This window comes from Agromyces sp. NPDC052230 (assembly GCF_040679595.1).
GTDB lineage: Bacteria > Actinomycetota > Actinomycetes > Actinomycetales > Microbacteriaceae > Agromyces.
In genome coordinates this window covers 984224-996899 of the sequence record NZ_JBFAVC010000001.1, presented here as the reverse complement: position 1 = coordinate 996899, position 12676 = coordinate 984224, and the positions used below count along the sequence as shown (strand labels likewise).

Below are 12676 nucleotides of genomic sequence, written 5' to 3'. Positions count from 1 at the left end.
CCCTCCACCATAACCAGACGGACGTTGAGGATCCGCTGTGTGACGTGACGGGCGGCAGTCGGCGCTCAGGTCGTCGCGACGCCCGTTGAGTCGCGCACGACGAGTTCGGGTTGGAACACCACCTGCTCGGCCGCCCGGTCGGGCTCGGCGGCGGCCTTCAGGAGCAGGTCCACCGCGGTGTAGCCGATGAGCCAGGCCGGCTGCCGGATCGACGAGAGCGGCACGACAGCGGCCGCCGCGAAGTCGATGTCGTCGTAGCCGATGAGGGCGATGTCGTCGGGCACCCGCACGGACCCCATCATGTTGAACGCCTGGAGCACCCCCATGGCCAGCAGGTCGTTCACGGCGAACACGGCGTCGGGGAGATCGGCGGCCGGCCGTTCGCGGATCGCCTCGCCGGCGGCACGTCCGTCGAGGACGGTGAGCGACGGCGTCTCGATGACCTCGAGTTCGGCGCCGGATGTCTCGGCGATGGCCCGGCGGGCACCCTCGAGCCGGTCCGCGACCTGCCGGATGCTCGTGGGCCCGCCGACGAAGGCGATGCGGCGCCGTCCGCCTCCCGTCAGGTGACGGACCGCGAGCTCGCCGCCGACGACGTCGTCGACGGCCACCGACGAGAGGCCCCCGTCCTCCGAGACGCGGTCGACGAGCACGACCGGGGTGCCGCGTCGCCGCAGGCGCTGCAGGCGCGACTCGTCGTCGCCGAGCGGGGAGATGAGTACGCCGTGCACGCGCTGCTCCTCGAAGAGATCGAGGTAGGAGCGCTCACGATCGGCGTTCTCGTCGCTGTTGCCGAGCAGGATCGTCATGCCCTCCTCCGCCGCGCGATCCTCCGCGCCGCGGGCGACATCCGTGAAGAAGGGATTGCGCACGTCGAGCACGACGAGGCCGATCGAGCGACTCCGGCCCGCGCGCAGCTGCCGGGCGGCGTCGTTGCGCACGAACCCGAGTTCGTCGATCGCGGCGAGTACGCGCGCCACGGTGTCGGGCGCGACCTTGTCGGGCCGGTTCAGCACATTCGAGACGGTACCGACCGACACGGATGCCGCGGCCGCGACATCTCGTACGCTCACTGCCATGGGCACCTCCCCCGTCGGAGTCTACGGAATCTGCGCAGTTCAGACGGGCAAGCGGCTTCCGTTTGCACTCCGCTCGCGTCTGTCGTATCGTTGAAACGATTCATGAAGGAGGAGGAGGGCATGGACGGCTCAACGACGAGCACGGCGGGGCTCCATCGCGAACGGCGGGTCGAGCGCGTCTGCTTCCAGCTGCGGGTCGATGCCGCTCGCCTCGACGAGTATCGCGAGCGTCACGCCGCAGTCTGGCCCGACATGCTGCGCGCGATCGAGGCCTCGGGTCGGCGCAACTACTCCCTCTTCCTGCGCGACGACGGGCTGCTCATCGGCTACTACGAGGTCGACGATGACGCTGTCGCCCAGGTCGCACTCGCGAACGATCCCCGCACGGCCGCGTGGGAGGCCGAGATGGCCCAGTTCTTCGTTGCGCTCGACGGCGACCGCCCCGACCAGAGCGCCCCCCGCATTCCCGAGGTGTTCCACCTCGAAGACCAGCTCGCCGCGCTCGACGAGGGCACCGGCCCCGCGACATCCGTCACCTCGGACGCCGACGCCCGGCCCGCGGCATCCGTCACCACTCGCACAGAAAGCAGCCACTCGTGAGCACCATTCCGCAGGACGTCCTCGATCAGCTCGAGTTGCAGTCGATCGAGCTGCCCAGCTGGGCCTTCGGCAACTCGGGCACCCGCTTCAAGGTCTTCGGCACGCCCGGCACCCCCCGCGACCCCTACGAGAAGATCGCGGATGCCGCGCAGGTTCACCAGTACACGAAGCTCGCGCCGACCGTGGCGCTGCACATCCCGTGGGACAAGGTCGACTCCTACGACGACCTGCGCCGCCATGCCGAGGACCACGGCGTCGCGCTCGGCACGATCAACTCGAACACCTTCCAGGACGACGACTACAAGTTCGGCGCCCTCACGCACGAGGACGCGGCCGTGCGCCGGAAGGCGATCGACCACCACTTCGAGTGCATCGAGATCATGCACGCGACCGGCAGCCGCGACCTGAAGATCTGGCTCGCCGAGGGCTCGAACTACCCCGGGCAGGCCGACATGCGGGGCCGCCAGGACCGGCTGCACGAGTCGCTCGCCGCGATCTACGCGCGCCTCGGCGACGAGCAGCGCCTGGTGCTCGAGTACAAGTTCTTCGAGCCGGCGTTCTACCACACGGACGTTCCCGACTGGGGCACGTCGTACGCCCAGGTCGCGGCCCTCGGTGAGAAGGCGATGGTCTGCCTCGACACGGGCCACCACGCGCCCGGCACGAACATCGAGTTCATCGTCATGCAGCTGTTGCGCCTCGGCAAGCTCGGCTCATTCGACTTCAACTCACGGTTCTACGCCGACGACGACCTCATCGTGGGCGCCGCCGACCCGTACCAGCTGTTCCGCATCATCTTCGAGGTGATTCGCGGCGGCGGCTTCAACCACCCCGATGTCGCGTTCATGCTCGACCAGTGCCACAACGTCGAGGACAAGATCCCCGGCCAGATCCGCTCGGTGCTGAACGTGCAGGAGATGACCGCGCGCGCCCTACTCGTCGACACTGATGCGCTGCGGGCCGCGCAGGTGTCGGGCGACGTGCTCGAGGCGAACCGCATCTTCATGGACGCGTTCTACACCGACGTGCGCCCCGCGCTCGCGGAGTGGCGCGAGTCGCGCGGGCTCGCCGCCGACCCCATGCGCGCGTTCTCGGCATCCGGGTACCTTGCGAAGACCGCCGAGGAGCGCGTCGGCGGCGTGCAGGCCGGCTGGGGCGCCTGAGTACGATGTCATTCGAGATGACCGAGCCCTCTCCCGCGGCCGGTGGACTCGTGCGGGTGTACCCGGCGGATGCCGCGGCCACGCGCCCGACGGCCGCGCTGGTCTGGGTGCACGGCGGCGGGTTCGCCGCGGGCGACCTCGACATGCCCGAGGCCCACTGGGTCGCACGCACGCTCGCGGCACGGGGGCTCACGGTCGTCTCGGTCGACTACCGCCTGGTGGGCGACGGATGCCGCTACCCCGCGCCGTCCGACGACGTGATCGCGGCCTGGCGATGGATGCTCGAGCACGCCGACGAACTCGGCATCGACCCGACCCGCGCCGCGCTCGGTGGAGCCAGCGCCGGCGCGAACCTCGCTGCGGGTTCCGTCCTGCGGATTCTGGCGCGCACAACCATGCCGACTGGCGCTATCATCGACTTCGCCGGCGGGGCGCCTGCGCCCGGCGCCACACCCGAGGTCGCGCAGGAGACGCGCGCCCCGTCGGCGAAACCTGACGCCCCGCCCGCGGGCGTCTTCCTCGCGTATCCGACGCTCCTCGCCGTGCAGCCGGCGCCGGATGCCGCGCTCCGCGCCCTGCTCGACGCGAACCCCGGGTCCGACCGGTTCGGGCCCGACGTCGTGCTCGCGATGTACGAGGGGTACCTCGGCGGGCCGGTCGACGACGCGCCGCTCCCCGCCGTCCCTGGCCTCGCCGCGGCATCCGATGTCGCAGGGTTCCCGCCCGTGCTCTTGGTGAACTCCGAGGCCGACGAGCTGCGCGTGTCGGGCGAGGTGTTCGCCACGACGCTCGTCGAGGCGGGCGTGCCGGTCGAGCTCGTGACCGAACCCGGCACGCAGCACGGGCACCTGAACCGACCCGACGAGCCCGCGGCATCCGCCACCCTCGACCGAGTCGTGCGCTGGCTCGCCACCCTGACCGCCGATTCCATCACCGAAGGATCCATCCCATGACGAACCAGGCAGCCGCCGAGCTCATCGCGCGGTCGAACCGCCTCGGCGCCGACCCGAAGAACACGAACTACGCCGGCGGCAACACGTCGGCCAAGGGCACCGAGACCGACCCGGTCACCGGCGAGCCCGTGGAGCTGCTCTGGGTGAAGGGCTCGGGCGGCGACCTCGGCACGCTGAGCGAGCAGGGCCTCGCGGTACTGCGACTCGACCGGCTGCGCGCGCTCGTCGACGTCTACCCCGGCGTCGACCGCGAGGACGAGATGGTCGCGGCATTCGACTACACGCTGCACGGCAAGGGGGGTGCGGCGCCGTCGATCGACACGGCCATGCACGGACTCGTCGACGCGGCGCACGTCGACCACCTGCACCCCGACTCGGGCATCGCGATCGCGACCGCGGCCGACGGCGAAGAGCTCACCGGGAAGATCTTCGGCGATCGCGTCGTCTGGGTGCCGTGGCGGCGGCCGGGATTCCAACTCGGCCTCGACATCGCCGAGATCAAGGCGGCGAACCCGCAGGCGATCGGCTGCATCCTCGGCGGGCACGGCATCACCGCGTGGGGTGACACGTCCGAGGAGTCGGAGCGGAACTCACTCCGGATCATCGACGCCGCGGCGGCCTACATCGCGGAGCACGGCAGGGCGGAGCCGTTCGGAACCGTCCTGCCCGGTTACGAGGCCCTCGACCCGGCCGAGCGTCGCGCGAAGGCCGCCGCGCTCGCCCCGACTCTCCGCGGGCTCGCGTCGCACGACCGCCCGATGGTCGGTCACTTCACCGACGCGCCTGAGGTGGTCGACTTCCTCGCGCGCGGCGAGCACCCGCGACTCGCAGCGCTCGGCACCAGCTGCCCCGACCACTTCCTGCGCACCAAGGTGAAGCCCATGGTGCTCGACCTGCCGGCTGGGGCATCCGTCGAGGAATCGATCGCCCGCCTGAAGGAGCTGCACGAGGCGTACCGCGCCGACTACCGGGCGTACTACGAGGCGTACGCGGATGCCTCGAGCCCCGCGATGCGCGGCGCCGACCCGCTGATCGTGCTCGTGCCCGGCGTCGGCATGTTCTCGTACGGCGCGAACAAGCAGACCGCGCGCGTGGCGGGCGAGTTCTACATCAACGCCATCAACGTGATGCGCGGCGCCGAGGCGATCTCGACCTACGCCCCCATCTCCGATGCCGAGAAGTTCCACATCGAGTACTGGGCGCTCGAGGAGGCGAAGCTGCAGCGCATGCCGAAGCCGAAACCGCATGCCACGCGCGTCGCGCTCGTCACCGGCGCGGCATCCGGCATCGGCAAGGCCATCGCCACCCGGCTCGCGGCCGAAGGCGCGTGCGTCGTGATCGCCGACCTCGACCTCGAGAAGGCGCAGGCTGCGGCCGCCGAACTCGGAACCACGGATGTCGCGATCGGGGTGCAGGCGAACGTGACGGATGCCGTGGCCGTCCGGCAGGCCATCGACGACGCCGTGCTCGCCTTCGGCGGCCTCGACCTCGTGGTGAACAACGCCGGACTCTCGCTCTCGAAGCCGCTGTTGGAGACCACCGAGGCCGACTGGGACCTGCAGCACGACGTCATGGCCAAGGGTTCGTTCCTCGTGTCGCAGGCCGCCGCGCGCGTGCTGATCGACCAGGGCCTCGGTGGCGACATCGTCTACATCTCCTCGAAGAACTCGGTGTTCGCCGGACCCAACAACATCGCCTACTCGGCGACGAAGGCCGATCAGGCCCACCAGGTGCGACTGCTCGCGGTCGAGCTCGGCGAGTACGGCATCAAGGTCAACGGCATCAACCCCGACGGTGTCGTGCGCGGCTCGGGCATCTTCGCGTCGGGCTGGGGCGCCAACCGCGCCAAGACCTACGGCATCGAGGAGGAGGACCTCGGCAAGTTCTACGCCCAGCGAACGATCCTGAAGCGCGAGGTGCTCCCCGAGAACGTCGCGAACGCGGTCATCGTGCTGACCGGGCCCGAGCTCAGCCACACCACCGGCCTGCACATCCCGGTCGACGCGGGGGTTGCCGCGGCGTTCCTGCGATGAGTGGGGGCACCGTTGCCGCGGTCGATCTCGGCGCGACGAGTGGCCGCGTCATCCTCGGCCGCGTCGACGGGCGCGCCGGCACGATCGAGCTCGACCACATCGCGCGGTTCCCCAACGGGCCCGTGCGGCTCGCCTCGGGCCTCCACTGGGACTTCACGGGCCTCTACCGCGACCTCACCGGCGGTCTCGCCGACGCGTTCCGCCGCGAGCCGGCCGTCGCATCCATCGGCGTCGACGCCTGGGCCGTCGACTACGGCCTCCTCAGGGGTGGTCGACTGCTCGGCGAGCCGTTCCACTACCGCGATGACCGCAACCAGGCCGGCGTCGAGCGGGTGCACGCGATCGTGCCGTTCGACGAGCTCTACCGGCGGAACGGCCTGCAGTTCCTGCCGTTCAACACGCTGTACCAGCTCGCCGCCGAGCAACAGCGGCCGAGCGACGGTGTCCGACCGGAAGGCTGGCTCGACCTCGCCGACTCGCTCCTGCTCATCCCCGACCTCATCGCGTTCCAGCTCACTGGCGCCAACGTCGCCGAGCGCACGAACGCGTCGACCACCGGGCTCGTGGCGGTCGACTCGGGCGAGTGGGACGACGAGCTCATCGAACGGCTCGGCTTCGCGGCATCCGTCTTCGCACCGCTCGTCTCACCCGGTGAGTCGCTCGGCGGGCTCCGCGCCGAGATCGCCGCCGACCTCGGCGCGCCCGCCGCCATCGAAGTGGTCGCGGTGGGCTCGCATGACACGGCCTCCGCCGTCGTCGCGGTGCCGATGCACGCCGAGTCGGCCGCGTACATCTCCTGCGGAACGTGGGGCCTCGTGGGCGTCGAGCTCGAGCATCCGGTGACGACGGATGCCGCGCGCGACGCGAACTTCACGAACGAGGGTGGCGTCGACGGGCGGGTGCGATTCCTGCACAACGTCATGGGCCTGTGGCTGCTCAGCGAGTCGGTGCGATGGTGGGAACGCGGCGGCGAGACCGTCAACCTCGCCGACTTGCTGGCGGCCGCGGCATCCGTCACCGATCGCGTCGCCGTCTTCGACGCGAACGACCCGCGATTCCTCACGCCCGGCGACCTGCCCGGCCGCATCGCCGAGTGGTGCGCCGAGCATGGCGTCGCCGCCCCGCAGAGCCGCGCCGAGGTCGCGCGCTCGATCATCGAGAGCCTCGCGGAGGCGTTCGCGTCGGCCGTGCGCACGGCGTCGGTGCTCTCCACGGTCGATGTCGAGACGATCCACCTGGTGGGCGGCGGTGCGCTCAACGAGTTGCTCTGCCAGCGCACCGCCGACCGATCGGGCATCCCGGTGCTCGCCGGCCCGGTCGAGGCGACGGCGATCGGCAACGTGCTCGTGCAGGCGCGCGCGCAGGGTTTCGCACGCGGCGGCCTCGAGGCGCTGCGCGGCCTCGTGGCGCGGGCATTCGTGCCGAAGCGGTACGTGCCGCGCGCCCACTGAAGTCGTCAGTGGCCGTGGGCGAGCTGCTGCAGCACGATGACGGCGACGCGTTCGAGCTGGACTGTCCCCGCCATGCGCCCAAGCTAGCAGCGCAGCACCGCTCTGGAAGGATGGCCGCATGACCGAATCCCGCCTGCTCGTGACCGTGCCCGGTGAGACCCTGCGAACCGCCCTCGCGGAGGGCCCCGGCGGCGTGCCCGAGGGCGCCGAGGTGGTCATCTGGGATCTCAAGTCGGCGCCGCCTGCCGACCACCTCGACATCGTGGTGCCGCCGTACATGGGAACGGCGCGACTGCTCGGCTCGCTCGTGCACGTGACGACGCGACTGGTGCAGGCACAGTCGATCGGATACGACGACATCGCCGCCGCGATGCCGCCCGGACACATCTACGCGAACGCGGCGAGCGTGCACGAGACCTCCACGGCCGAACTCGCGCTGGCCCTCACGCTGGCCGTGCAACGCGGCATCCCCGGCTTCGTGCGCGGCGCCGTCGAGGGCCGCTGGGCGCCCGCCCGCCATGCGAGCCTCGCCGACCGTCGCGTGCTGCTCCTCGGCTACGGCGGCGTGGGCCGGGCGATCGAGGCGCGGCTTGCACCGTTCGAGGTCGAGCTGGTGCGGGTCGCCTCGCGGGCACGCGACGACGAGACCGGGCACATCCACGGCATCGACGAACTCCCGATCCTCCTCCCCACGGTCGACATCGTCATCGTGGGCGTGCCGCTCAGCGATGACACCACGCGTCTCGTCGACGACGCGTTCCTCTCGGCACTGCCCGACGGCGCGCTCGTCGTGAACATCGCCCGTGGCAAGGTCGCCGACACCGACGCGATCATCGACCACGCCACCCGCGGCCGTCTGCGCTTCGCGCTCGACGTCACCGACCCCGAGCCGCTCCCCGACGGCCACCCGCTCTTCGCGCTGCCCAACGTGCTCATCTCGCCTCACGTCGGTGGCGCGTCGAGCGCGATGATGCCCCGCATGGCACGGCTGCTCCGCGATCAGATCGAGCGGATGCTCCGCGGCGACGAACCCCGCAACGTCGTGCTGCGCAGCTGAATCCGACCAAGCCCCGATCACGCCTGCCGAAGCGACGGCGTCAGCGCGTCCAGGTGCCGAGCTCGTTGGCGTCGAAGAACTGCAGGGTCATCCGGTCCCCGCCGGCACCTCCGCCGAGCTCGAACGTCGCCGAGGAGCGCGAGCCGTCGGGCGCGTTCTCGCCGGTCGGCACGAAGGCGAACGTGTTCCCGTCCCAGGGCTCCAGCTCGAACGCGTAGCCGCCGTCGGGGCCGAGGCGCACCGTGAGCGTGTCGCCGTCGAGCTCGACGACGGCGTCGCCGAAGTACTCGTTCGTCCAGGTTCCCGCCAACTGATCGAGCGGAGCGGATGCCGCGGGGCCGGTGGGCGCCGTCGCTTCTGCGAGATCGCCGGCGGGCGCGTAATAGTGGGCCAGCGCTCCGTTGTAGGCGGGGTACCAATCGCGCGTCGACTCGCCGAACTGCACGCGATCGAGGAACTCGGCGACGATCGCCTCGGCGGCGCCGACCGGACCGGCATTCGTGAGGGCGACGACCCCGAGCCCGAGTTCGGGCACGATCTGGAAGTTCGTCGCGGCGCCCAGGGTGAATGCACCCGAGTGGCTCAGGGCGACGCGTCCGCTGGGCTGGGATCCGACGTTGAAGCCGTAGCCGTACATGCCGGGGCGCCCGGGGAACGGCGGATGCCCCGACACGATCTCGGCCGTGATCGCCGGCGTGAGCGCGTCGAGCTTGATGAGCTCGGTGCCTGCGGAGGTGCCCTCGCCGATGATGAGCGACATCCACTTGGCGATGTCGATGACGTTGGAGCTCACGCCGCCCGCGGGCGACTGGGCGTCGGGGTCGCGTTCGTAGAGCGCCTGGAACGTGCCGTCGACGAGCGCATGCAGGGTCGCCCGATCGTCTCGCGCGAGGAAGTCGTCGTAGCGCGAGCTCGTCGAGTCCATGCCGAGCGGTGCGTAGAGTTCCTGCTCCGACAGCGTCGCCCATTCGACGCCCGCCGCGTTCGCGACGGCCTGCGCGCCCGACGTCATGCCGAAGTTCGCGTAGTTGTACGTGGTGCGGAACGGGTCGAGCGGCTCGAAGCGCAGGCGCTGCAGCACCTCGTCGCGGTCGTAGCCGATGTCCTCGAGGTCGTCGCCGGCCGCCATCGGCAGCCCCGATCGGTGCGCGTAGAGGTCGCCGATGGTCACGTGCTCGGTCACCCACGGGTCCGAGAGCGCGAAGCCCGGCAGCAGGGGCGCCGCAGGGGTGTCCCAGTCGACGACGCCCGCGCCGACCTGCGTCGCCACGACCGTCGCGCCGATGGGCTTCGACATCGAGGCGATCTGGAACACGGTCTCCTGCTCGATCGGGTCGTCGCCGCCGACGACCTTCACGCCGAACCCGTCGGCGAACAGCAGCTCGTCGCCCTGCACGACGGCCACGGCGGCACCGGGCACGCCCGATTCCTCGAGCACGCGTCGCACGAGGGACGGCAGTTCCTCCAGCGCAGCATCGAGCGCCTCGTCGGCGAGCCCCACCGCATCGCCCGCCGGGGTGTCGCCCGAGACATGGCGCGGAGCGTACGCGGTCTCGGCGGTGCAACCGGTGAGCGCGATCACTGTCGCGATGGCGAGCAACGGCAGGGCGGGACTGACGTGCGACATGGCGACTCCTCGAACGACGCGGCAGTCCCGACACTATCGGCGCACGGGGGCGACCGCTGCCGCGCATGCGGGGGCCAACGGCTCAGCCGGCGACGCGCGCCGACACCTGCCACGCCCCGCGGCGCACCGCCCGCTCGAGTTCCCACGCCCGGGACGGCAGGTCCTTCGCCGAGACCGACACCGACACGGCACCGACGACCCGCCCGGCCGGGCTGCGCACGGGCGCCGCGATGCACGCGAGTTTCGGCAGGTACTCCTCGACCTCGACGGCGAGCTGCTGGGCACGCACGTCGTCGAGCTGCTCACGCAGCGTCGCGACATCCGTCACGCTCGAAGCCGTGAGCCGGGCGGCACCGCGCCGCTCGAGGAAGCGTGCGACCGCGGCATCGTCGCGCGAGGCGAGCATGAGCTTGCCGAACGCGGTCGTGTGGGATGCCTCGGCGAAGCCCACGTGCAGCTGGCCGATGCGCGGATGCTCGGGCGAGTCCGCGATGTGCGCCACCGCGATGTCGTCGCCGCGGAACACCGTGAGGTACGCCGGCGCGTGCACCGCGTCGTGCAGCGCGCGGAGCACCGCTCGCACCGGATCGGTGGCGACGAGCTGCACCTGCAGCGCGCGCCCCAGCTCGTCGACCGACCGACCGAGGATGTACCGGTGCTCGCCCGGCTGCCGGGTGAGGTAGTCCTCGTGCTGCAGGGTCGCGAGCAGCCGGTAGGTGGTCGACTGACCGAGCCCCAGTCGCTCGGCGATCTCGGCGGCGGTGAGCCCCGTGGGTGCGGCGCCGACGAGTTCGAGGATGCGCAGCGCGCGTTCGGCCGACTGGATGCCCGCGCCGCTCCGGCGCTCCACTGCGCTCATGACGCCGATGCTACGGGTGCACCGCGTGGACTTCCATGGCGTTTCGCAGATAGTGCGAACGCCCCGTGACGCGGCGACCCCCGCGGGGCGACGATCATCGGGCGGATGCCGCGGGCGGGGCATCCGCCCACAGGACCCATTCCGACCGCCCCGACGTACAGAGAGGTACACCCCATGTCGAAGATCCTCATCCTCACCGGCGACGCCGCCGAGACCCTCGAGGTGTTCTACCCCTACCATCGCCTCCAGGAGGCGGGTTTCGAGGTGCACCTCGGCGCCCCCGAGGCGCGCCGGCTGCAGTTCGTCGTGCACGACTTCGTCGACGGATTCGACACGTACACCGAGAAGCTCGGCCACACCTGGCCGGCGGATGTCGCGTTCGCCGACGTCGATCCGGCCGACTACGTCGCGATCGTGGTGCCCGGCGGGCGCGCGCCCGAGTACATCCGCAACAACGAGGACGCCAAGCGCATCGTGCGGCACTTCTTCGAGGCGGATGCCCCGGTCGCGGCGACCTGCCACGGACCGCTGCTGCTCGCCGCGGCCGGCGTGCTGCAGGGCCGCACCTCGTCGGCGTACCCCGAGCTCGCGGTCGACGTCGAGACGGCCGGAGGCGTGTTCGAGAACGGCGGCGGCGTGGTCGACGGCAAGCTCGTCACGGCACGGGCCTGGCCCGACAACGGCACGTGGATGAAGGCGTTCCTCGAGGTGCTCGAGGCCTCGGGCGTGCGTCCCGATGCCGAGCTCGCGGCGACTTCCGCGGGCTGAGGAGCGGGCCCACGGGCCTACGATCGAGGTGACGCCCATCAACGGAAGGTCGACATGCCCGCCTCGGCAGAACCCCGCGTGGCCCTGTACTTCGATTTCGACAACATCGTGATCTCGCGGTACGACCAACTGCACGGCGACGGCGCGTACCGCAAGGACACGTCGCGCTCCAAGACCGTCGCGCCCGGCACGGTGGCGTCTGCTCGCCTCAAGGAGGCGACGGTCGACATCGACGCGGTGCTCGACTTCGCGGCGACGTTCGGCACGATCGCGATCTCACGTGCGTACGCCGACTGGTCGACGCCCGTCAACGCGAGCTATCGCAGCCAGCTCATCGACCGCGCCGTCGACCTCGTGCAGCTGTTCCCCCTCTCGGCCACGAAGAACGGCGCCGACATCCGCCTCGCCGTCGACGCGGTCGAGGACATGTTCCGCCTCGAGGACCTCACCCACATCGTCATCGTCGGCGGCGACTCCGACTACGTGGCGCTGGCGCAGAAGTGCAAGCGGCTCGGCCGCTATGTCGTCGGCATCGGCGTGTCGGGCGGCACGAGCCGCGCACTCACGGCGTCGTGCGACGAGTTCGCCGACTACGACGCGTTGCTGTCGACGGATGCCGCGGTCGAGGCCGATGAGGCCGCGCAGTCCGCGCCGACGGCTGCGGCACTCGACACCGACACGGCTGCGGCATCCGACACCGTCACCGGAGCCCCCAAGAAGACCGGACGCAGCGCGAAGGCGAAGCAAGCGGATGCTGCGACGGCGCCACCCCCCGAGAAGGCGAGCGCGTCGAAGGAAGCCACGCCGGCAACCGCCCCGACCGCTCGCAATCCTGGCCGGCTGCTGCTGAAGGCGCTGGAACTCCTGCGCGCGAAGAACGACCAGGAGTGGCAGGCGAGCGGAGCAGTGAAGAACCAGATGCTCCGCATGGATCCGGGGTTCCAGGAGCGTGCCCTCGGGTTCGCCTCGTTCACCGACTTCGTGAAGTCGCGCGCGGGCGTGGTCGAACTCGACGAGACGGGCGGCAACCGCGTGCGCATCCGTCCGAAGTCCGCGAAGAAGGACTGACCGCCGGTCCGACCACCG

General features: G+C 70.9%; 11 protein-coding genes. 8 read left to right on the top strand and 3 right to left on the bottom strand.

Going from position 1 to position 12676, the window contains the following annotated elements; all coding sequences use genetic code 11:
* Positions 1–65: 65 nt before the first annotated feature.
* A complete protein-coding gene (locus AB0K73_RS04975; protein ID WP_360510243.1) occupies positions 66–1079 on the bottom strand; it encodes a LacI family DNA-binding transcriptional regulator in 1014 nt (337 codons plus the stop codon).
* 120 nt (positions 1080–1199) lie between these two features.
* On the opposite strand from AB0K73_RS04975, the gene AB0K73_RS04970 reads away from it, so the two are divergent.
* The 6 genes from AB0K73_RS04970 (at position 1200) to AB0K73_RS04945 (ending at position 8336) form a co-directional block, all read left to right on the top strand.
* Positions 1200–1679 (top strand): L-rhamnose mutarotase, encoded by a 480-nt coding sequence (locus tag AB0K73_RS04970; protein ID WP_360510245.1) that lies wholly within the window; start codon positions 1200–1202, stop codon positions 1677–1679.
* On the top strand, positions 1676–2842 hold the full coding sequence (gene rhaI / locus AB0K73_RS04965; protein WP_360510247.1) for an L-rhamnose isomerase: 1167 nt from the start codon (positions 1676–1678) through the stop codon (positions 2840–2842). Before AB0K73_RS04970 ends, rhaI begins: the two co-directional genes overlap by 4 nt.
* 17 nt (positions 2843–2859) lie before the next feature.
* On the top strand, positions 2860–3795 hold the full coding sequence (locus tag AB0K73_RS04960; RefSeq protein ID WP_360510249.1) for an alpha/beta hydrolase: 936 nt from the start codon (positions 2860–2862) through the stop codon (positions 3793–3795).
* On the top strand, positions 3792–5828 hold the full coding sequence (locus tag AB0K73_RS04955) for a bifunctional aldolase/short-chain dehydrogenase (RefSeq protein ID WP_360510251.1): 2037 nt from the start codon (positions 3792–3794) through the stop codon (positions 5826–5828). Before AB0K73_RS04960 ends, AB0K73_RS04955 begins: the two co-directional genes overlap by 4 nt.
* Positions 5825–7279, top strand: coding sequence for a rhamnulokinase family protein (locus tag AB0K73_RS04950; protein ID WP_360510253.1), 1455 nt, complete (start codon positions 5825–5827; stop codon positions 7277–7279). Before AB0K73_RS04955 ends, AB0K73_RS04950 begins: the two co-directional genes overlap by 4 nt.
* 118 nt (positions 7280–7397) lie before the next feature.
* On the top strand, positions 7398–8336 hold the full coding sequence (locus tag AB0K73_RS04945) for a 2-hydroxyacid dehydrogenase (protein WP_360510255.1): 939 nt from the start codon (positions 7398–7400) through the stop codon (positions 8334–8336).
* 40 nt (positions 8337–8376) lie between these two features.
* Here the strand turns inward: AB0K73_RS04945 and AB0K73_RS04940 are convergent, their stop codons facing one another.
* Together AB0K73_RS04940 and AB0K73_RS04935 are read right to left on the bottom strand one after the other, a co-directional pair.
* Positions 8377–9963: a serine hydrolase gene (locus AB0K73_RS04940; protein ID WP_360510257.1), complete on the bottom strand. Its 1587-nt coding sequence runs from the start codon at positions 9961–9963 to the stop codon at positions 8377–8379.
* Between the two features lie 82 nt (positions 9964–10045).
* Entirely contained in the window at positions 10046–10822 is a 777-nt protein-coding gene (locus tag AB0K73_RS04935) for an IclR family transcriptional regulator C-terminal domain-containing protein (RefSeq protein WP_360510259.1), read from the bottom strand.
* Positions 10823–10996: 174 nt separating this feature from the next.
* On the opposite strand from AB0K73_RS04935, the gene AB0K73_RS04930 reads away from it, so the two are divergent.
* Entirely contained in the window at positions 10997–11590 is a 594-nt protein-coding gene (locus AB0K73_RS04930) for a DJ-1/PfpI family protein (protein ID WP_360510261.1), read from the top strand.
* 54 nt (positions 11591–11644) lie between these two features.
* Positions 11645–12658 carry an NYN domain-containing protein gene (locus AB0K73_RS04925; RefSeq protein WP_360510263.1) on the top strand — a complete coding sequence of 338 codons (1014 nt, stop codon included), beginning with the start codon at positions 11645–11647 and terminating at the stop codon, positions 12656–12658.
* The last annotated feature ends 18 nt before the right edge of the window (positions 12659–12676 follow it).